Raw genomic sequence first — 23061 nt, 5'->3', positions numbered from 1 at the left:
AATTTATGAATATAGCAAAAAAAATAAAATGTTTATATAAAAATAAAACTAAATATTAAAAAGGGGATAAAAATAATTATGTGTGGATTTTTACAACTATTTAAGGAACATTTAACTGATAAAGATGTTAGCATTTGTAGAAAATGTGCAGAAAGTATTATACATAGGGGACCAAATGATACTAAGCAAGTTCTACATGAAAATGCATTATTTGTATTTAATAGATTAAGTATTATAGATATAGAAAATGGAGCACAACCTTTTACTTATAAAGAAAAATATACAATTGTTTTTAATGGTGAGATATATAACTATAAAGAACTTAGAGAAGAATTAATTAAAAAGGGATATGAATTTGAAACACATTCTGAAATTGAAGTAATAGCAACTCTTTATGATTGTATGGGAAAAGAGTTAGTTAATAAATTAAGAGGGATGTTTGCAATTGTTATTTATGATAAAGAAAGAGAAAAAATAACTGCTCTAAGAGATAATTTTGGTATAAAACCATTATATTATATGAAAAAAGATGGAGGACTTTATTTTTCATCAGAATTAAAAGCACTTCATGAAATAAATGAAAACTTAACTTATAGAAGTGACGTAATTGGTCAATATGCAACCTTCCAATATATACCTTCAAATGATAGTATCTTTAAAGAAATAAAAATACTTCCACCAGGTCATTTATTAGAAAAAGATTTAAATGGTGACATAAAGATAGAAAGATATTTTAATGTGGAATTTAATGAAAAAAATCATGATAAAGAAGAATTAAAGGCTCAAATAAAAGCTGTAATGAGAGATACAGTAAGTAAGCATTTAGAAAGTGATGTACCTGTTGCAACTTTCTTATCAAGTGGAATAGATTCATCAATAATAACTAAGCTTGCAAGTGAAATAAATCCAAACATAGTATCTTATACAATAGGTTTTGATGTTGATGGTTATGATGAAACAACTAGTGCTAAAAGATTTGCAGATGATATAGGAATAAAAAATGTAAGTATAAGATTAAATTATAAGGACTATGTTAAGGAGTTACCTAAAATAGTTTATCATATGGATAGTCCAATAGGGGACCCTTCAATTATTCCTTTATATCATATTTGTAAGGAAGTTAGTAAAGATTATAAAGTAATTTTATCTGGAGAAGGTTCAGATGAATTTTTTGGTGGGTATAATATTTATACTGAAGATGAATCATTAAAAATGTTTAATTATATGCCAAGTGGAATGAAAAGTTTATTAAAATCAATGGCAGGGGCAATACCTGATACAGTTAGAGGGAAAAGTTTTATTGTAAGAGGGACAACCTCTCTAGAAAAAAGATATGTAGGTAATGCTAACATATTTAATGAAAGAGAAAAAGCTAAAGTGTTTAAAAATTATAGTTCATCAAGAAATGACTTAGAACTAACAGAAAACTTATTTAAAGATGTTAAGAATTATGATAATGTAATAAAAAGACAATATATTGATATAAATACATGGCTTGTTGGAGACATATTAACTAAGGCAGATAGAATGTCTATGGCAAACTCTTTGGAGATTAGAGTTCCATTTGTTGATAAGGAAGTATTTAAATTAGCATCAACTCTTACAAAGGATGAAAAGATTCAAAAATTCACTACAAAATATGCTTTAAGAGAAGCTTTTAAAGATGAATTACCTGATTATTTATATTCAAAGAGAAAATTAGGATATCCAGTTCCAATGAGAGTTTGGCTTAAAAATGAACTTTATAATTGGGCATTTAATATAATAGATAACAACCCAGTTAAAGAGATAAATAAAGAAGAAGTTTTAACTATGCTAAAGGATCACAAAGCAGGAAAAGGTGATTATAGCAGAAAAGTTTGGAGCATAATAGTCTTTATAATATGGTACAGATTATATGTAGATAAAACATTAAATAAAGATGATATTTTTGAAATATAGTCTATTATTTTATATTTTGTTAATTCAAGTTTATAAAGAACGTGTGAGTTAAATTAAACCTATTAATTATGTACAATATTAATAAATAATGTATTAATGTTTAAAAATATAGCTATTTTTGAATAATAAATTAACCTTTTATATATAAGTTGACAATAGATTTTTGCTTTAATATAATGAAGTTGTTAAAGGTATTTTTTATATTTAATTAAATATTCTCGGTAGGTGAGGCTACCATAGGGATACGGGTTGCTACCGCGAAATAGTGGAGACACTATTAGAAGGTCAGCAGAGTGCGTCGATTTCTTAAGGCGTATTCTAACGCAATTTCATTGCCCTACGGAGTTGAAGCTTGAACGGGGTTAGGTTATATGATGAAATTTATATATCCTCGTTTAAGTTTGTGCTTAAATGAGGATTTTTTTATTTTTAGATTTAGAGAAATTAGTGAGGTGAATGCGAGTGGAAGCTGGAGGTAGTTTTATGGGAATAGATGGGCACCTGAGAGAGTCTATATTTTTAAAGGTAAAATTAAAAATTAATCTTAAATTACAGCCAGTTTCAAGGCTTGTTTGATTTGCCTAAAAATATAGAGTTTTAAAGAAGCCTGTTTGCTACATAATGCAATATTAGTAGTATGCAGGTTTTACTTTGCCCAAAATTCTCATATTCTATTGAAAAATGAGGAGGGTTAAAAATGAAAAAAAGTGTTTTAAAAAATAAAGCAGAAAAAGAATTAAAAAGAACAGAAATAAATAACAAGTTAATCAAATTTGGATTACTTAAAAAGGAAGAGTTATTTGAAAAACTAGAAACAAAAGTTGAAGGAATAACAAAAGAAGAATCAGAAAGAAGAATAGAAAATTACGGATATAATGAAATAAGTTATAGTGACGGAATAACATGGTACAAAAGACTTTTTGATGCATTTATAAATCCATTTTCAGTAGTACTAATAATACTTGCAATAGTATCATTTTTTACAGACTATGTAATTCCAGCACCAGGTCAAAAGGATTTAACTACAGTAATTATAATTACAATAATGGTAACTTTAAGTGGAGTTCTTCGTTTTGTACAAGAAGGAAGGTCAAGTAAAGCTGGGGAAAAACTTAAGGCAATGATTACAACTACAGCAACAGTTATACGTGATGGCGAAGTTTCTGAAATACCAATGAATGAGATTGTACAAGGAGATATAATAAAACTTAATGCTGGGGACATGATTCCTGCTGATGTAAGAATTCTTTTTGCTAAAGACTTATTTGTAAGTGAATCAGCAATGACTGGAGAATCAGAAGCAGTTGAAAAGTTTGGAGATTTACCAAAAGAAATAATAAATAAAGATATAAAAAGCCATTTTGAATTAAGTAACTTAGCTTTTATGGGAACAAATGTTATAAGTGGTACAGCAGAAGCTGTTGTATTATCAGTTGGTAATGATACAGTTCTTGGAAATATGGCAGATACAATAACTCAAAAAAGAGAAATGACAAGCTTTGATAAAGGCGTTAACTCTGTAAGCTGGGTTTTAATAAGATTTATGTTAATTATGGTTCCAGTAGTTTTCTTTGTAAATGGATTTACAAAGGGAAGTTGGTTAGAAGCATTTTTATTTGCACTATCAGTTGCAGTAGGATTAACTCCAGAAATGCTGCCAATGATTGTTACAACAAACCTTGCAAAAGGTGCAGTTAAAATGTCAAAGTATAAAACTATAGTTAAAAATTTAAATTCAATACAAAACTTTGGTGCTATGGATGTACTTTGTACAGATAAAACAGGAACTCTTACTGAAGATAAAATAATATTAGAAAATCATTTAGATGTTCATGGTAATGAAGATTTAAGAGTATTAATGTATGGATTTTTAAATAGTTATTTTCAAACAGGACTTAAAAATTTATTAGATGTTGCTGTACTTGAATATGGAAAAAAAGAAGGCTTTGAAGATTTAGATAAAAAATATGAAAAAGTAGATGAAATTCCATTTGATTTTTCTCGTCGTAGAATGTCAGTTGTATTAAAGGATGAAGTTGGAAAAACACAAGTTATAACAAAGGGTGCAGTAGAAGAAATGCTTGAAATATCATCCTTTGCAGAATATAACGGAGAAATAGTTACTTTAACTGATGAACTTAAAAAAGAAATATTAAAAACAGTTTCAAATCTTAATGCAAATGGTATGAGAGTAATTGGAGTTTCTAAAAAGGACAATCCATCACCAGCTGAAAGTTTTTCTGTTAAAGATGAAAGTAACATGGTTCTTATAGGATATATAAGCTTTTTAGATCCACCAAAGGAATCATCAGCTGATGCAATAAGAGCATTACATGATTATGGAGTAGAAGTTAAAGTTTTAACTGGAGATAATGAAAAGGTAACAAAGTACGTATGTAAACAAGTTGGAATAGATTCAAGTAAGATTCTTTTAGGATCAGAAATTGAAGATATGAGTGATGATGATTTAAAAGAGGCTGTTAAACACACAAATATATTTGCAAAATTATCACCAAATCAAAAGGCAAGAGTTGTTTCAACATTAAAGAGTAATGATCACGTTGTAGGATTTATGGGAGATGGAATTAATGATGCTCCTGCTATGAAAAAATCTGATGTTGGTATTTCAGTTGATACAGCAGTTGATATTGCAAAAGAATCAGCAGATATTATATTATTAGAAAAAGATTTAATGGTACTTGCAAGAGGTGTAGTTGAGGGACGTAAAACTTTTGCAAATATTATTAAGTATATAAAGATGACTGCAAGTTCTAATTTTGGAAACATGTTTAGCGTATTAATAGCAAGTGCATTTTTACCATTTTTACCAATGCTACCAATTCAAATTTTAATACTAAATCTTATATATGATATTTCATGTATTTCAATTCCATGGGATAATGTAGATAAAGAATATTTAATGAAACCACGTAAGTGGGATGCATCATCAATTGGAAGTTTTATGGTATGGTTTGGACCAACAAGTTCTATATTTGATGTAACAACTTATATATTATTGTATTTCATTATATGTCCAGCAGTATGTGGAGGACATTATGGAGATCCAGGTGTTAACAAATTATTATTTGTAGGATTATTTAATGCAGGATGGTTTGTTGAATCATTATGGACACAAACATTAGTAATTCATATGATAAGAACACCAAAGATTCCATTTATACAAAGTAGAGCATCAAAATCAGTATTTTTATTTACTGGACTTGCAATATTAGTTGGAACAGTAATTCCATATACACCACTTGGAAGAATGGTTGATATGAATCAAATGCCAATTATATACTTTTTATATTTAACATTAACAATTTGTTCTTACATATTCTTAGTTACAATTGTAAAGAAAGTATATATAAAAAAATATGGTAAGTTATTATAGAGATATATTAAGTATTAAATAGTTATTTATAAAAAGCAGATTCAAATTTGAATCTGCTTTTTATAAATATAATAATATAAATTTAAATTTTTATTTTATTGATGTTTTAATATAAATCTATTTTTGACTTTAAACAAAAGTTAATAAATTGCTTTATAACTGGAGTTATAAAAGCAGATTTTTTTTGAATTAGATAAATTTTTCTCTCTCACTTTTTAGAGCTACCTGGTAAAGAAAAAGTTTTTATATTTTCAACATGTGCAGTTGCAGACTTAGGGACGATTGCTATTCCTAAATTTGCTTCTACTAGTCCAATAATACTTGCAATTTCTAAACCATCATAAGAAGATAAAGTTATATTAGCAGAAGATAGAGCATTTTCAATTAAATCTCTTGAGTATGTTTTCTTTGCAAAATGAAAAAATGTTTCACCAGAAATATCATTAAAATCAATATGATCTTTTTTGGCCAAAGGATTACTATTAGAAATTAAAAATACAAGTTCTTCTGTAAAAAGAGGACTGTATATTAAATCAGGATCTTTTTTTACAACTGGAGAAATACCAATATCAGTAGTTCCCCTAATTAAATCATCATTTATTACTTTACTATCAGATTCTTTTAAATATAATTGATTATTAGGATAAACTGATTTATAAGCTTTTAATACCTTAGGAATATATTGTAAGCCTAATGTAGGAACAAAAGAAACTATTATTTCTCCTTTATCTGGATTAGCTATATTATTTAAATGTTTTTTAGATTTTTCTAATTTGTTAACTAGGTCAATTGCCGTATCTAAAAAAATTTCTCCAAATTTATTAAGTTGCACATTTCTATTAATTCTATCAAAAAGAGGAACACCTAATTCACTTTCTAAATTTGAAATTGATCTACTTAATGCAGATTGTGATAATGAAAGCTTTTCAGCAGCCTTTGTTATATGTTGAATTTTAGCAGTAACTATAAAATATTTTAGCTGGTTAAAATCCATGTTAGCATCTCCTTTTAATGTATAAAAATCATTATAATATTCGAATTTATGATTTGTTTCTCTATATTTTAAATTATACAATAAAAAAAGATGAAAAATAAAATGAAAAAAGATAAGGTGTTGTTTATTATGAAAAAGGGATGCTTATTTATTATTGTCGCAACTATATTATTTAGTTCAATGGAGATTAGTATTAAATTATCTGGATCAATGTTTAATCCAGTACAAATTAATTTTTTAAGATTTTTTATTGGTGGAATAATATTATTACCAATAGCAATTTCAAGACTTAAAAAAGGAAATATTTTTCTTATAAAAAGGGATATACCATTTTTTGCTCTTACAGGATTTTTATGCATAATAATTAGTATGACTTTTTTTCAACTTGCAATAGTTTATACTAAGGCTTCAATTGTAGCTATTTTATTTAGTTGTAATCCAGTAATACTTCTTATATTTACAGCTATATTTCTTAAAGAAAAGCTATCAACTTCTATAATTATTTCAATATTTATAAGTTTATTAGGAATAGTTTTTATTATTAATCCATTTAGCCTTTCCAAGCCATTAGGAATAATACTTGCATTGATGTCAGCAATTAGCTTTGCAGCATATAGTGTTGTTTGTCGTTATGGAACAAAAAAATATTTTTATGATGGTATAGTTCTTACTGGTTTTACATTCATAATAGGAAGTTTAGAATTACTTGGATTAATTTTAATATCTCATATTAAAGGTGTATCAAGATTTTTAATTAGTATTAATTTAAATGAGTTTGCTAATATTCCAGTATTAAAAGGAATAAATACTGGTTCATTACCTATGCTTTTATATTTAGGAATAGGAGTAACAGGTATTGGATTTTGTTGTTACTTTTTAGCAATGGAAGAGGTTGGAGTTTCTCTTTCATCACTTATTTTCTTTATAAAGCCAGCATTAGCACCAATATTTGCACTTATTATACTTAATGAGGTTATTCATTTAAATACTATTGTTGGTATATTAATAATTTTGGTTGGTTCTGTAATAACATTTATGGCTAATTTAAAATCATTAAGAAATAATAAAATTACTGATATGATTATTGAAAATGATAAACAGTTAAGAATATGACTTTTAGTCAATAAAGTAAACTTATTATTAACTATTATGGTAAATTATTGATAAATAATAATAAAAGAAATATAATGGAATATATTGGGGGAATTTAATTTTATTAAAATATTCTCTAATACTTATTCCTAAGCTTTGTATTACTCAATATTATTTATTGAAGAGGTGATTTTATGGATATTAAAGATACCATAGAGAAAAGTACAAAAGAGGCTATTATAAAGGCTGGAATTCAATTATTAGAAAAGAATCCAGAAGAGAATGTTGATAAAATATTTAGTGTAATACGTAAAGGTATAAGAGATGAGTATTCAAAGCAAGGAATTGATGATATACAAAAATATTATGAAGAAGTACCATCAATACATGATTTTATTCAAGACATTCTTATACATACAAATAAAAATTGCTTAAGCAAATTTTTTGCAAATTTTGTTGGCAATGCTACTTGGTATGGTGTGCCAAAGAGAGCTAAAATGGGGAAAATATATGATACTAAAGTACCTTATACAATATTAATAAGTCCATCAATGAGATGTAATTTAAGGTGTACAGGTTGTTATGCTGCAAATTATAGCAAGAAGGATGATATTCCTTTTGAAGAAGTTGATAGATTAGTAAAAGAAGCTAGAGATCTTGGAATTTATTATATTATAGTGCTTGGAGGAGAACCATTCTTTAATGAATATATGTTAGATATATATGAAAAATATAATGATATGTATTTTACTCCATTTACAAATGGAACTTTATTTGATGAAAAGTTAGCAGATAGACTTGCAAAGCTAGGTAATGTTATGCCTATGTTTTCATTAGAAGGATTTAAAGAAGAAACTGATGGCCGAAGAGGTGATGGCGTTTTTGATTGTGTTATGAAGGGAATGGATTTATTAAGAGAAAAGGGAATACCTTTTGGAGTTTCTTCAGCTACAGGAAGAATGAATATAGATACAGTTACTTCAGATAAATTTATAGATATGATAATTGAAAAAGGTGCTAGAATGATTTGGTACTTTATGTTTATGCCAGTTGGTGATGATCCTATTAAAGACATGGACTTTATGTTAACTCCAGAGCAAAGATTAGAACTTGGAAGAAGAGCTAGAAAAATAAGAAAAACTAAAAAGATATTTACAATAGATTTCTTTAATGATGCACCTTATGTTGGTGGCTGTATTGCAGGAAAGTTCTATTGTCATATAAATTCAAAAGAGGATGTAGAACCTTGCATATTCTCACATTTTTCAACTGACAATGTAAAGGGAAGGCCTCTTATAGAAGTGTTCCAAACTCCTTATTTTAAAGAATTAAGGAAGAGGCAACCATATAATAAAAACTTGTTAAGACCTTGTCCAATGGTTGATAATCCAAAAGAAATAAGAGAAATAGTTAAGGTTACAGGAGCAAAACCTACACATCCTAGTGCTAATTTAATGGTTACTGATAAAGAGTTTATGGATAAGTTAGATAAATTATCAGAAGACTTTAGTAAGCCGGCAGCAGAAGAATTCCAAAAGGAATTTAATGGAACAGGTAATTATGAGTTTGCAAAAGGCTAAATATCAATATAAAATTTAATTTTAATATAATTAGGGAATTATCTAATAATTATAAAATTTATTATTAGGTAATTCTTTTATTTTGTTTAATTAAAAATAAATTTTGTAAAAAATAAATAATAATAAAGAAATATAAAATTAACATTTAATTAAAATATAATCAATTTAATTGCTCTTTATTGAAGAAATTTTCTTATAGAGTATACTAATAAGTAGCATAATAATTACAGATAATACGGAGGAAGATATGAATAGTTTTGAATTGTATAAGGATATTATAAACTTATATAGGGAAGCAGATTTAGAATGTAATGTTAAACTAGATTATGTACTTAAGAAAATTAATACAAAAGGAACGATTATTACAGTTAAAGAAACAATTAGAGAATTAGATCAAGGTGAATTAAAAACTTTAGCTAAATGTGGAAGATTGGATTTATCAATAGAAAATTTAGTATTAGATGAAAGGTATAGACACTTATTTACTGAGGAAGATATAGAAATATGTAAAGAAAGATTAAATAAATATAATAATATAGAAATTGAAGAGGAAGAATAGGAAAATAGGCATTTACAATAAATATTTATTGTAAATGCCTATTTTTTATAAAATTATATTTTAAAATTTCCTTAAGGTGTAATAATTTATTACAAATATGAATAAACTGTAAAATATATATTGAAATTGTAAATAAAATAATATATTATTTTAAACAAGATATAGATTAATTAAAAAAACAAGAAAAACTAAGGGCTTTTAATTAAGTATTAGTAAGATAGGAGTGAAAGTAACTAATGATTAAGTTGATTGGAATTTTAATCGTAATACTGGGCTTTGTATTTAAAATAGAAACTTTATTTACAGTATTAGTAGCAGGACTTGCAACAGGGCTTGTTGCAGGAATGGACTTAAACGAAATTCTAACTATACTTGGAGAATCTTTTGTAGCTAATAGAGCAGTTTCTTTATTCGTTTTAACTTTACCTGTAATCGGTATACTAGAAAGATATGGTTTGAGACAGAGGGCTATATATTTAATAAAAAGATTAGGAAAACTTACAACTGGAGGAGTATTAAGTGTTTATACATTAATTAGAGAATTGATGGGGGCTCTTTCAATAAGAATAAGTGGACATCCTCAGTTTGTTAGACCATTAGTTAATCCAATGGCTCAAGCTGCAGCAAATACTAAATATGGAGAAATAGATGAAAGTGATGAAGAAAAGATAAAAGCTTTATCAGCATCATCTGAAAATATTGGAAATTTCTTTGGACAAAATCTTTTTGCAGGAAGTTCAGGAGTACTATTAATATCAAGTACTTTAACAGAATTTGGTTATAACGTTACAGCTTTAGGTATTGCAAAGGCCAGTTTTATTATGGCAATAGTAGCATTTATAATTTCTTTACTCCAAAATTATATTTATGATAAGAAATTAGAGAAGAAGTATAATAAATAATTTTGAAGAATAGGAGGAAATTTTATGCAAGAATTTATAAATGTATCTTTAGAGATTTTTTATATAACAATGGGATTACTTATGCTAGTTATATCATATAAAGCATATAAAACTATAGATTCAAACAAAAAATATTTTACTGCATTATTTTGGATTATGATGGCTATACCTTTTATTTTAGGTAAAGTATTGCCTTCAAATGTAATAGGTGGAATACTTATATTATCAAGTTTATTAACTCTTTCAAAGCAAGTTGTTTTTGCAAAATATGATGTTGCAACTGAAGAAGAAGGATTAAAAGCTTCACAAAAATTCAAAAATAAGATTTTTATACCTTCATTAGTTTTGGCAATAGCATCAGTTATAGTTGCAATGGCTCTTACTAAGTATAAAAATTCATCACAATTTGCTATTGGGATAGGTGCAATAGTTGCTATAATAGTTGCATTTTTAATTACTAAAGCAAAACCTAAAGAGGCAATAAATGATGGAGCACGACTTTTTAATCAAATGGGACCAACTAGTATGTTACCGCAATTGTTAGTTGCACTTGGAGCATTATTTACAAAGGCTGGAGTTGGAGATGTTATATCAAATCAAATTTCTGGCATAGTACCACAAGACAGTAGATTTTTAGGAGTAGTAGCTTATGTACTTGGAATGGCACTATTTACAATGGTTATGGGAAATGGTTTTGCAGCTTTTTCAGTAATTACAGCAGGAATTGGAGTTCCATTTGTACTTGCACAAGGAGGTAATCCTGTAATAGTTGGAGCTTTAGCTCTTACAGCTGGATATTGTGGAACACTTTTAACTCCAATGGCAGCAAACTTTAACATAGTACCATCAGCCTTATTAGATTGTAAAAATCAATATGAAGTAATAAAACATCAAGCACCAACAGCTATAATCTTATTAGTTATTCATATATTTGCAATGTATTTCTTAGCGTTTTAATAAATTATTTAATATAAATATACAAAAACAAAAGAGGGAGGAATTTACAAATGAAAGTATTATTAACAGGCTTTGATCCTTTTGGAGGAGAAAAAATAAATCCAGCTGAGGAAGCTGTTATGAGAGTTTCAGAAAACATAAATGGAGCGGAAGTTATAAAACTTATAATACCAACTGTTTATGAAAAATCCTTAAATGTAATTGAAAAAGCTATTTTAGAGAATAGACCGGATGTAGTAATATCAATAGGACAAGCTGGAGGAAGATTTGAAATTACTCCAGAAAGGGTAGCAATAAATATTAATGATTTTAGAATTAAAGATAATGAAGGTAATCAGCCAGTGGATGAAGTTATAAGAAAAGACGGAGAAGGAGCTTATTTTTCAAGTTTACCAGTAAAAGGAATTGTTAAACACTTAAATGAGAATGGAATTCCAAGTACATTATCAAATACAGCAGGAACTTTTGTATGCAATCATGTAATGTATGGGGTTTTATATATGATTGATAAAAAGTATCCAAATATTAAAGGGGGATTTATTCACATTCCATATGCAACATCTCAAGTAATTGATAAGAAAAACACACCATTTATGTCTATTGAGGAGATTGTTAAGGGGATAGAACTAGCTATAGAAGCCTGCACTATATACGGTGAAGATATAAAGACAGTAGGTGGAGAAATATGTTAGTTAATAAGGTATTTGTGTATGGAAGTCTTAGAAGTGGGATGTTCAACTATGATAAGTTATTAAAGGGTAAGGTTAAAGGGTTAAAATTAGGAAAGATTAATGGAGAATTATTCCATATAGAAAATAAAGGGTATCCTGCAGTTGTTTGTGGGAATAAAGAAATTGTTGGGGAATTAATGGAATTTAAAGATTTTAATAGAACATTAAGTGAATTAGATGAGCTTGAGGGTTATATTTATGGAGATAAAAATTCAGAATATATAAGGGAAGAAATAGAGGTTTCTTTAGAAGATGGGACTAAAGAAAAAGCATATTTTTATAAATACAATAAATTTTCAAAGAGAAATGAGAGAGATAATTTAATATTGGTTAATAGTGGGGATTGGTTAAATAGATAATTTATAAATAGAAGCAGCTTAATAAAATGGGGATATTAAGTTGCTTTTTCTAATAAAAAGATAAAATCTACTTGAAAATGTTTTCTTAGATAAATATAATTAAATTAGGTAATTAATAACAATAAATTAAAGTTATGTAATATAGAGTATATTTTTATATAACTTTTTTAACGGGGGAAGAAAAATGATATTAGACAGATTAGAAAATTTAGAAATGTATTGTAATAATGAAATTATGAAAAAGGCATGTGAATTTTTAAAAACTCATGATTTTTCAAATGATGAAAAAGGGGCACATAAAATAGATGGAGAAGATTTTTTTTATGCAATATCAGAATATACTACTAAAGATATTGCAGAAGGAAAATGGGAATCACATAAAAGATATATAGATATTCAGTATATGGTAAAAGGACAAGAAAAAATAGGATATGGATATTTTAATAATATGGAAATTGTAAAATACAATGAAGAAGGAGATTTCTGTAGCTTAAAAGGTGAAGGAGAATGTGAAGTTTTATTAAAAGAAGGAACATTTGCATTATTCTATCCACAAGATGCTCATATGCCAGGATTAAAAGTTAATGAAAAAGAAGATATAAGAAAAATAGTATTAAAAATACCAGTATAATTAAAAATGTAGTTTTTATTTAAATATATTAAGGAGCTATATCTATTATAGATAAGCTCCTTTTATTTTAATTGGGTTAAAATATAATAAATTATAAAAGTAAATAAAAATGCTTTTTTTTATATGATATTATTAAGTAAAAAATAAAAAAATAAGATTGTTTATGTCTGGGGTGAGAAAGTATTGAAAATATTGTTTACATATTTATTTAAAAATATATGGGAAAAGAAATTAAGAAGTATATTAATATTAATGGCAGTTGCAATAACTACTGCAATGACATTTGCATCCTTTGGAACTTCAGATAACTTTAAGGAAATGGTAACTAATAAAAATAAAGCAGAGTTTGGGAATGCAAATATAATAATAACTTCAAAGGAAAGTTCTAATGATCCTTTTATAGATAAGAAAAAATTAAATAAAAATTTTAAAGATAATGAAAAGGTTTATATATATAATGGAGTTGGCTTATTTAAGGATAAGGGGAAGTCATTAAAGGTTAATATATTAGCAGTAGATAATATAAAAAATCTTCAAAGGATAAATCCTATTGATTTTTATGAAAAAGATAAAAATGAAGATAATATAAGTAAAAATAAAGTTATAATTTCAGAAAAATTTATTAAAGATTTTAATTTAAAAAAGGGAAATGATTTTAAAGTAAAAAGTGAAGGAAAAAATTTAAAATTAAAAATAGAAGAGGTGTCCCTTCCATCAGGATTTTTTACAGAGAAACCAGGAGAAATTACAATTGTAATGAGTAACAGTGGTTTATCTAAAATGTTAGATAGGAAAGAATTATTAACTTCAGCATTAATTAAAACAAATGAAAGTGCAAAGAACTTAAGGAAAGGTAATTTAAAAGATTATTTAATAAAAGAAACTTTAAGTAAAGATTCACTAGATAATATGGTTAAACAATTTACAATACCATTTTACGTAATGCTTTCAGTTGTAATATTAATGGCTGCATTTATAATTTACTCATCCTTTAAGGTTACTATAATAGAAAGAATGGGAGTTATAGGAACATTTAGAAGTGTTGGAGCAACTAAGTTAGAAACAGATTTTCTTATAATACTTGAAAGTTTAATATATGGAGTAATTGGATGCTTAATTGGAACAGGACTTGGATTCCCAATATTATATTTACTATCTGATAGTGCTAATCAATTTAAGGATTTTGGAATAAATACAACAGTAAATTTTGACTTAAAAAATTTAATAATATCATACTGTATATCACTAGCATTATGTTTAATAAGTTCTCTTATTCCAATATTAAGTGTTTCAAAGTTTTCTGTAAAAGAAATAATATTAGGGGAGTATTCAGTAAGTAATAAGGAACATCCTCTATTATGGATTGTTGGATTTATACTTATAATTTGGCCATTTATTTATATAAATAAATTTGAGAATACTGGAAGTTTTTTAATAAGTATCAGCTGTGCTTTTTCAGTATTAATTGGAATGGTTATGATTATACCTATAATATTTAAAGTTTTATCAAAAGTATTACAGGGTATTTATAAATTACTATTTGGAAATATTGGAGTTTTAGCTTTAAAAAATATTGCTACTTCAAAAAACTTAATGAATAATGGTGTTTTAATATGTACTGCTTTAGCTGCAGTTACTGCTATATATGTAGCCTCATATAGTGTAAAGAGTTTAATAACAAATTCTTATTCTGGAGAGGATTATGAGGTTTCTATATCAGGTCTTTCAAAAACTAATTATGAAAATATTTTAAGTGAATTAAAAGATCTAAAGGGAAAAGAAGTTAAAAGCTATGAGAAGATATATAGTGAACATAATGTGGAAATTAAAGGTAATAAAACTCATATAGGAGTGCTTAAAGGGTTTAATCCTAAAAAATATAATGAGTACTTTAGTGGTGAAAAAATATTTAATAGTAATTCAGATTCTAATAAGGAAATTTTGAGTAAGTTAAGTGATGGGAAATATATCATTTTAGCTGATATATATAATAAAAAATATAAATTTAAAAGTGGTGACAAAATAAATATTATAATTGATAGTAAAAGTTATGAATACAAGATAGCTGGATTTTTAGCATCTCCAATAAGTGCTAATAAAAGAAATTGTTTAATTAGTGAAAAAAACTTTAAGAAAGATTTTAATAGAAGGGTTCCAAATGAGATTTTAGTTAAAGGAAATAAAATTTCACAATCTGCACTAGATAAAAAATTAAAGAAAAAACTTGAAGATTACGGTGTAGCAATAAAAACAAAAAAACAATTAGAAGATACAGAACTTAAAAATAATGGAGGACTTATGAGTTCTTTAGAAAGTTTTTCAATAATGGCACTAGTAATAGGTTCTCTTGGAATAATGAACAACTTAATGGTAAGTTTTATGCAAAGGAGAAAGGAACTTGCAGTATTAGCATCAGTTGGAATGAGTAAATTACAAAGAAACGGTATGATATTTATTGAAGGAATGACAATAGGGATTTTTGGTAGCATACTTGGAGTTATTATAGGGGTAGCTATATGTAGATTTGTACCAGAGATAACCTTATCTTTAGATAGTTATTTAAAAATAATAATTCCATATAAGGAACTTATAGGTTTATGCTTATTTGGAATTATACTTATGCTTTTTGCATCCCTTGCACCAGTGTTTAAAGCTTCAAAAATATCAGTAGTTAAAGAAATAAAGTATGAGTAAAAGGGTGAAGTTTATGGAGAGGATAATTGAAACTAAAAATTTGTGTAAAAGTTTTAAAGTCGGCAATGAAAAAATTGACATATTAAAAAATATAAATTTAGAGGTAAAAAAAGGTGAATTCGTATCAATAATGGGCCCATCTGGATGTGGGAAGAGTACATTATTATATTTACTTGGAGGATTAGATTCTCCAAGTAGTGGAGAAGTACTTTTAAATGGTAAAAATCTTAGTAAGCTTAATGATAGAGAAATGAGTAAACTTAGAAGACGGGATTTTGGATTTGTATTTCAATTTTATAATTTAGTTCAAAATCTTACTGTTGAAGATAATATTCTTCTTCCAATAGCATTAGATGGTGGAAGGTTAAAGGATCATAAAAAGGATTTGGATGAAATTTTAGATATAATAGAGTTATCTCATAAAAGAAAAGTAACTCCAAGGGAGCTTTCAGGTGGACAGCAACAAAGAGTTGCAATAGCTAGAGCTTTAATAAATAAACCAGAAATAATTTTGGCAGATGAGCCTATAGGAAATTTAGATTCAAAAACAGGAACTGAAATAATGAAATTATTTCAAAAAATAAATGTGGAAAGAGGAATGTCTATAGTAAATGTTACTCACTCAAAGGAGTCAGCGGATTACGGAACTCATATTATTCTTTTAAAAGATGGTGAAGTAGTTTCTAAGGAATTAATATAAATCCTAGATTTTTATATTAAGTACAAAAAGTAATTGTTAATAATTTTAGTTGATTTAGTATATAAATTTTTAGCTAACTAGTTAATATTGTTTTATATTAATAAAATACAGGTAAATAAGGTAGAAAAACTCTTTTAAGTTACTTATTTTTGTAATGTATAGTAGTTCACTTATAAATTTATTTTAGTATAGAATTCTTACAAAACTGTAAGCTTAATGAAAAGTAATTCAATATGATGAAATTAATTAACATAGTAGAATAAACACATAAGATAAGTAATTGTTAGGAGGAAATTTTAATGAACAATATTTTAGAAGTTAAAAATATAGAAAAATATTATGGAAATAAAGATAATGTAACAAAAGCTATTGATGGAATAAGCTTTGATGTAAAAAAGGGAGAATTTGTAGGAATAATGGGAGCTTCAGGAAGTGGTAAAACAACTCTTTTAAATTGTATTTCTACAATAGATAATGTAACAACAGGACAAATTATTTTAGAAGGTGAAGACGAAACAAAATTAAAAGGAAAGAAATTAGAAAAGTTTAGAAGAGATAAATTAGGATTTATATTTCAAGACTATAATCTTTTAGATACTCTAACTGTTTATGAAAATATAGCATTAGCCTTAACAATACAAGATAGAAAAGCTAAGGAAGTAGATAAATTAGTTAAGGAAATAGCAAAAAAACTTGGAATTTATGAAATACTAAATAAATATCCATATCAAGTATCAGGAGGTCAAAAACAAAGAGTTGCCTCTGCAAGGGCTATAGTTACAAATCCTTCTTTAGTTTTAGCAGATGAACCAACAGGTGCTTTAGATTCTAAATCAGCAAGACAACTTTTAGAAAGTTTTGAAAAAATAAATAAAGAGTTAGAGGCTACTATATTAATGGTAACTCACGATCCATTTACAGCTAGCTATGCAGATAGAATTTTATTTATAAAAGATGGAAGGATATTTAATGAAGTTTTAAAGGGAAATGATTCTAGAAAAGATTTCTTCAATAAAATAATTGAAGTTGTAACTCTTCTAGGAGGTGAAACAAAAGATGTATTCTAATATAGCATTAAATAATGTTAGAAAGAGTTTTAAGGATTATACAATCTATTTCTTAACTTTAACTTTTGCAGTTGCAATATTTTATAGTTTTAATACTCTTGGTAATCAAAATTCAATGGTAGCTATAAATGCAAGCACAAAAGATTATATGAAAACACTATCACAAATTATGGGTATAATATCTATTTTTGTTTCTGTCATTTTATGTGGATTAATACTTTATGCAAATAATTTCTTAATAAAAAGAAGAAAAAAAGAACTTGGAATTTATATGTACCTTGGTATGAGTAAAAGAAAAATTTCAAAAATATTAGTTTTTGAAGAACTTATTATTGGTATATTTTCATTAATTGCAGGATTAATTTTAGGAATTGTTTTATCTCAAGGGCTATCATTAATTACAGCAAAATTATTTGAAGTAAGCCTTGATAAATATAAGTTCATAGTATCAATGGATTCAGTTATAAAAACAGCAATTTATTTTGGAATAATATTTTTACTTGTAATGATATTTAATACAATAGTTATTTCAAGATATAAATTAATAGATCTTTTAACTGCCCATAAGAAAAATGAAAAAATAAAAATAAAAAATCCTATAATTTCAGGAGTTATATTTTTATTTTCTATTGTAATGATAGGTTATGCATATTACTTAGTACTTAAAACAGGTTTAGACATTATTAACTTAAAGTTTAAAATGTCAATAGTCCTTGGAATTGTTGGAACAATATTATTTTTCTATGGATTAACTAGCTTTTTAATTTTAATAATTCAAAAAAATAAAAAAATATATTTAAGAAAACTTAATATATTTACATTAAGACAAATGAATAGCAAAATAAATACAAACTTTATTTCAATGGCAGTTATATGTTTAATGTTATTTTTAACAATAAGCATACTTTCAGTTGGTGTAAGTTTTAAAAGACAAAATATAGATAGTACAACACCCTTTGATGCCACAGTTACAATGTATGCAGAGAAAAGTAGTAAAACTTTAGAGAATGTTTTAAAAGAAAATAAATTTAATCTTCCTAATGGATATAAGGCAAGTTATGTAACAGTATATAAATTAAAAAATACAACAAAAGATACTTTATATAAATATGGAGATACAAAAGTTAGAAATAATGTAGATAAAGGATTTAATTCTAACTTATCTGCTGTAAGTATTTCAGATTACAATAAGGTAAGAAAATTAAAGGGAGAAAAACCTTTAAATTTAAAGGCCAATGAAGTGGCAATTCAATGTAATATGTCTATATTAAAGCCAACTCTTGAAAAACTTATAAAAGAAAGTGGAAAAATAAAAATTGATGGAAAAGAGTATAAGATTTATGATGAAAAAATTATAGATAAATCATTACAAACATCAATGGTTTCAGGAGATTTTGAGTTTATTATTCCAGATGATTTAATAAAGGGATTATCTCCAGAACAATATATTTTAAATATTAATTATGGAAATGATAAAAAAGCATCAGAAGATTATATTACAAACTTCTTTGAAAATAATATTAAAAAAACAAAAGATGTATTTTTGATGTTATTAACTAAAAATGAAGTAATGGAATCAATGAAGGGAACAACAGTAATGATACTTTATGTTGTACTTTACCTTGGAATAATATTCTTAATATCAAGTGCAGCAGTACTTGCACTTCAACAACTATCAGAAGCTAGTGATAGCGCAGACAGATATAATTCATTAAGAAGAATAGGTGCTCCAAACAGTATGATTAATAAATCAATATTTATTCAAACTTTAGCATACTTCATGTTACCACTTGTTTTGGGAATAGTTCATTCAATTGTTGGAATTTGTGTAGCTAGTGATTTTATAGAACTATTTGGAAGAGGAAGTATAGTAGAATCTTCATTAATAACTATGGGAGCAATAATTATTATATATGGTGGATATTTTATTACAACATATATAAGTTATAAGAATATAGTTAAGAAAATATAAAATAATTACAAAAAATAATAAGCTTGACAGAAAGTTAAGCTTATTATTTTGTTTTATAGTATATAATAATCTAAAAGGGAGGGATTTTATGTTTAAAATTTCAATTGTAGAAGATAATGAGATTATAAGAGAAGAATTAAAAAAATTACTTTCAAAGTATGGTTATAATGCTTATGCTCCAACAGATTTTGAAAATATAACTTGTGATATATTAGAAGCTAATCCGAATTTAATATTATTAGATATAAATTTACCATATTTTGATGGATATCATATATGTAGAGAAATTAGAAAAAAATCAAGTATACCAATAATAATTGTTACAAGTAGAGATAGTGATATGGATGAAATTATGAGTATGAATTTAGGCGCAGATGATTTTATAACAAAACCTTATAATACTCAAATATTATTAGCCCGTATTGAAGCAATTTTAAGGAGAACTTATGGAAAATCAGAAAAAAGCAGTAAGTTAACTTATAAAAATTTTGAAGTTGACTTATCAAAGGGAACATTAACATCAGGAGAAAATACAATAGAAATAACAAAAAATGAAATGAAGATTTTATCTTATCTTATGGATAGAAAAGGTGAAATTGTAAGTAGAGAAGATTTAATGGAGCACTTATGGAATTCAGATTATTATGTTGATGATAATACTTTATCTGTTAATATAACTAGAATAAGAAAGAAGCTTCAAGAAATTGGAGTAGAAAATGTAATAGAAACTAGAAGAGGATTAGGGTATATAATGCCATGAAGTTTTTAGATTATTTAAAAGACAAAGGACTTATTTTAATTTTAAATATTTTTATATTTAGTATAGTTGCATTATTTATGATTTTGTTTAATTTTGGAAGTGGAATAATTTTTGTTTTATTTTTTATTTGGTTTTCACCTTTAATTTCTTATATAATTTTTGAATTTTTCAAAGAAAAGAAATTTTTTGATGATATAACTGAAGTAACAAAAAAATTAGATAGAAAATTTTTGCTTCCAGAAGTTATTAATAAGCCTAATTTTTTAGAAGGAAAAATAATGTATGATGTTTTAAAAGATACAAACAAAGATATGCATGAACATGTTAAACATTATAAGGAAAAACAAAGAGAATATAGAGAATATATTGAGATGTGGGTTCATGAAATAAAAACTCCAATTGCATCATCTAAGTTAATTATAGATAATAATAAAAATGAATTAACTCAAAATATAAGTAAAGAACTTAAAAAGATAGATGAAATGGTTGAGCAGGTATTATATTATTCAAAAAGTGATGAAGCTAACAAAGATTACATAGTAAAAGAATTTTCCATTAAAAAAGCTATAAATAATGTTATAAAGAAAAATTCAAGAGATTTTATAGAAAAAAGAATTTTATTAGATATTAAAGAAGTTGACCTCTATGTATTTAGTGATATAAAGTGGGTTGAATTTATAATAAATCAAATTATAATTAATTCCTTAAAATATACAAATAAAGGTGGAAGAATTTTTATACATACTAAAAAAGAAAAAAATAAAATTATTTTAATTATAGAAGATAATGGAGTTGGAATAATAGAAGAAGAAATTAATAAGGTATTTTTAAAAGGTTTTACAGGAGAGAATGGTAGAATATTTGGTAAATCAACAGGAATAGGTCTTTATTTATGTAAAACATTATGTGATAAGCTAGGCTTAAGTTTAGATTTACAATCAAGAAAGAATGAAGGAACAAGGGTAAGTATTATTTTTCCTCTTGGACAAAATACCAATTTTTATTAGAATAAGTTTAGATAGCATTTAAGGAGGAGTATATGAGAAAGATATTTGACTTTTTATTTAGTAGAATGGCTATAGTTGGTTTCCTATTATTTGTTCAATTACTTGTTTTAATATTTGCAATATGGAAGCTTAGTGAATCTTTCGTTTATTTGTATGTATTCTTTTTTGTAATAAGTGTACTAGTAGTGATTTACATTGTAAGTAGAACAGATAACCCATCTTATAAGTTAGCTTGGGCTATACCAGTTTTATTATTCCCTATTTTTGGAGGTTTGTTTTATTTAATATTTGGTGGAAAAAAAATGAACAACAGGTTCAAAAGAAAAGTTAAAAGAGTATATAATCAGTCAAAAGAATTAGCAGTTCAAGATGAAAGTATAATAAGGGAATTAGAGGAAATAGACAAATATATAGCTAATGAGGCAAGATATACTAGTAAATACGCTATGGCACCAGTATATAAAAATACAACAACAGAATATCTTTCACCTGGTGAAAAATTTTTTGAAAGACTGTTACAAGAGTTAAAAAAGGCCAAAAAGTTTATATTTATGGAATATTTCATAATTAATGAAGGAAAAATGTGGGATGAAATCTTAAGTATTTTAGAAGAAAAAGCAAAAGAAGGGGTAGATGTAAGACTTATATATGATGATATGGGATGCCTAAAGACATTACCTTATAAATATAATGAGAATCTTAAAAGGAAAGGAATTAAGTGCCAAGTATTTAATCCTTTTGTACCATTTCTTTCTATAATATTAAATAATAGAGATCATAGAAAGATAACTATAATAGATGGACACACAGCATTTACTGGAGGAACAAATCTAGCAGATGAATATATAAATGAGATAGTTAGATTTGGTCATTGGAAGGATGCTTCTATAATGATTAAAGGGGAAGCTGTTTGGAATTTAACTGTAATGTTTCTTCAACTATGGAGCTTTAATAGTGGTAAAAAAGTTAATTATGAGGATTATAAGTATACTAAAGAGGATAAATTAACCTTTAAAAGTGATGGATATGTCCAACCATATGGAGATAGTCCATTAGATGATGAAATTGTTGGAGAAAATGTTTATTTAAATATAATAAGTAAAGCAAAGGATTATGTTTATATAAGTACACCTTATCTTATAATAGACAATGAACTTGTAACAGCACTAACATTAGCGGCTAAAGGTGGAGTGGATGTAAAAATAATAACTCCACATATAGAAGATAAATGGTATGCACATATAGTTACAAGGGCATATTATCCACAACTTATAAAAGCTGGAGTAAAAATATATGAATATACTCCAGGTTTTATACACTCAAAAACTGTTGTATCAGATGATAAAGTAGGAACAGTTGGAACCATAAATTTTGACTATAGAAGTTTATATCTTCATTTTGAATGTGGAGTTTGGTTGTATAAAACAAAATCAGTTATGGAAATAAAAGAAGATTATTTAAAAATATTGGATGTGTGTACTAAAATAACTTTAGAAGATTGTAAACATGTTAAAGTTTATAATAGAATACTAACAGCTATATTTAGAGTATTTGCACCACTTATGTAGTGTAAGGAGATTATTGTAAAAATAATAACTAAAAGGATAATTTATAATACCTTAAACAAGTTATATTATTTTGCAATATTTCCTTTATTTTTAGTTTAATAACATAGAAACCCTTAATTTACAAGAAGTTCACATAAAAATAAGATACATATT

18 protein-coding genes and 1 riboswitch are annotated in these 23061 nt (G+C 26.0%); of the genes, 17 read left to right on the top strand and 1 reads right to left on the bottom strand.

Going from position 1 to position 23061, the window contains the following annotated elements; all coding sequences use genetic code 11:
• Window positions 1-78 precede the first annotated feature (78 nt).
• Both asnB and mgtA read left to right on the top strand, forming a co-directional pair.
• On the top strand, window positions 79-1941 hold the full coding sequence (asnB, locus tag J2Z53_RS09560; protein ID WP_209797270.1) for an asparagine synthase (glutamine-hydrolyzing): 1863 nt from the start codon (window positions 79-81) through the stop codon (window positions 1939-1941).
• A 210-nt stretch (window positions 1942-2151) separates the two neighbouring features.
• Window positions 2152-2309: riboswitch (M-box (ykoK) riboswitch) on the top strand.
• Between the two features lie 329 nt (window positions 2310-2638).
• Window positions 2639-5335, top strand: coding sequence for a magnesium-translocating P-type ATPase (gene mgtA / locus J2Z53_RS09555; RefSeq protein ID WP_209797269.1), 2697 nt, complete (start codon window positions 2639-2641; stop codon window positions 5333-5335).
• A 208-nt stretch (window positions 5336-5543) separates the two neighbouring features.
• Here the strand turns inward: mgtA and J2Z53_RS09550 are convergent, their stop codons facing one another.
• Entirely contained in the window at window positions 5544-6329 is a 786-nt protein-coding gene (locus J2Z53_RS09550) for a LysR family transcriptional regulator (RefSeq protein WP_209797268.1), read from the bottom strand.
• Between the two features lie 129 nt (window positions 6330-6458).
• Here J2Z53_RS09550 and J2Z53_RS09545 point away from each other — a divergent pair, with 129 nt between their 5' ends.
• The 15 genes from J2Z53_RS09545 (at window position 6459) to cls (ending at window position 22908) form a co-directional block, all read left to right on the top strand.
• Window positions 6459-7442 (top strand): DMT family transporter, encoded by a 984-nt coding sequence (locus J2Z53_RS09545; protein ID WP_209797267.1) that lies wholly within the window; start codon window positions 6459-6461, stop codon window positions 7440-7442.
• A 173-nt stretch (window positions 7443-7615) separates the two neighbouring features.
• Window positions 7616-9001, top strand: coding sequence for a radical SAM protein (locus tag J2Z53_RS09540; protein ID WP_209797266.1), 1386 nt, complete (start codon window positions 7616-7618; stop codon window positions 8999-9001).
• 247 nt (window positions 9002-9248) lie between these two features.
• Window positions 9249-9560 (top strand): hypothetical protein, encoded by a 312-nt coding sequence (locus tag J2Z53_RS09535; protein WP_209797265.1) that lies wholly within the window; start codon window positions 9249-9251, stop codon window positions 9558-9560.
• Window positions 9561-9799: 239 nt separating this feature from the next.
• Entirely contained in the window at window positions 9800-10462 is a 663-nt protein-coding gene (locus J2Z53_RS09530) for a DUF969 domain-containing protein (protein WP_407927660.1), read from the top strand.
• 24 nt (window positions 10463-10486) lie between these two features.
• Window positions 10487-11419, top strand: a complete 933-nt coding sequence (locus J2Z53_RS09525; RefSeq protein WP_209797263.1) for a DUF979 domain-containing protein — start codon at window positions 10487-10489, stop codon at window positions 11417-11419.
• Window positions 11420-11469: 50 nt separating this feature from the next.
• The gene (gene pcp / locus J2Z53_RS09520; protein ID WP_209797262.1) at window positions 11470-12111 is read left to right on the top strand and encodes a pyroglutamyl-peptidase I; all 642 of its coding nucleotides are present in this window, start codon (window positions 11470-11472) and stop codon (window positions 12109-12111) included.
• Window positions 12105-12509, top strand: a complete 405-nt coding sequence (locus J2Z53_RS09515; protein ID WP_209797261.1) for a gamma-glutamylcyclotransferase family protein — start codon at window positions 12105-12107, stop codon at window positions 12507-12509. Before pcp ends, J2Z53_RS09515 begins: the two co-directional genes overlap by 7 nt.
• 184 nt (window positions 12510-12693) lie before the next feature.
• A complete protein-coding gene (locus tag J2Z53_RS09510) occupies window positions 12694-13140 on the top strand; it encodes a YhcH/YjgK/YiaL family protein (protein ID WP_209797260.1) in 447 nt (148 codons plus the stop codon).
• 183 nt (window positions 13141-13323) lie between these two features.
• Window positions 13324-15834 (top strand): ABC transporter permease, encoded by a 2511-nt coding sequence (locus tag J2Z53_RS09505; protein WP_209797259.1) that lies wholly within the window; start codon window positions 13324-13326, stop codon window positions 15832-15834.
• A 13-nt stretch (window positions 15835-15847) separates the two neighbouring features.
• Window positions 15848-16534, top strand: a complete 687-nt coding sequence (locus tag J2Z53_RS09500) for an ABC transporter ATP-binding protein (protein WP_209797258.1) — start codon at window positions 15848-15850, stop codon at window positions 16532-16534.
• Between the two features lie 299 nt (window positions 16535-16833).
• Window positions 16834-17601, top strand: a complete 768-nt coding sequence (locus J2Z53_RS09495; RefSeq protein ID WP_209797257.1) for an ABC transporter ATP-binding protein — start codon at window positions 16834-16836, stop codon at window positions 17599-17601.
• Window positions 17591-19573 (top strand): ABC transporter permease, encoded by a 1983-nt coding sequence (locus J2Z53_RS09490; protein WP_209797256.1) that lies wholly within the window; start codon window positions 17591-17593, stop codon window positions 19571-19573. Before J2Z53_RS09495 ends, J2Z53_RS09490 begins: the two co-directional genes overlap by 11 nt.
• 88 nt (window positions 19574-19661) lie before the next feature.
• Window positions 19662-20333 carry a response regulator transcription factor gene (locus tag J2Z53_RS09485; RefSeq protein WP_209797255.1) on the top strand — a complete coding sequence of 224 codons (672 nt, stop codon included), beginning with the start codon at window positions 19662-19664 and terminating at the stop codon, window positions 20331-20333.
• Window positions 20330-21340 carry a sensor histidine kinase gene (locus J2Z53_RS09480; RefSeq protein WP_209797254.1) on the top strand — a complete coding sequence of 337 codons (1011 nt, stop codon included), beginning with the start codon at window positions 20330-20332 and terminating at the stop codon, window positions 21338-21340. Before J2Z53_RS09485 ends, J2Z53_RS09480 begins: the two co-directional genes overlap by 4 nt.
• Window positions 21341-21372: 32 nt before the next feature.
• Complete coding sequence (cls, locus tag J2Z53_RS09475) at window positions 21373-22908, top strand: cardiolipin synthase (protein WP_209797253.1); 1536 nt, start codon at window positions 21373-21375, stop codon at window positions 22906-22908.
• The last annotated feature ends 153 nt before the right edge of the window (window positions 22909-23061 follow it).

Source organism: Clostridium moniliforme (assembly GCF_017873235.1).
In the GTDB taxonomy this organism is placed as follows: Bacteria; Bacillota; Clostridia; order Clostridiales; family Clostridiaceae; genus Clostridium; species Clostridium moniliforme.
The sequence above is the reverse complement of the archived record's forward strand: the minus strand, read 5'-3'. Positions and strand labels throughout refer to the sequence as shown.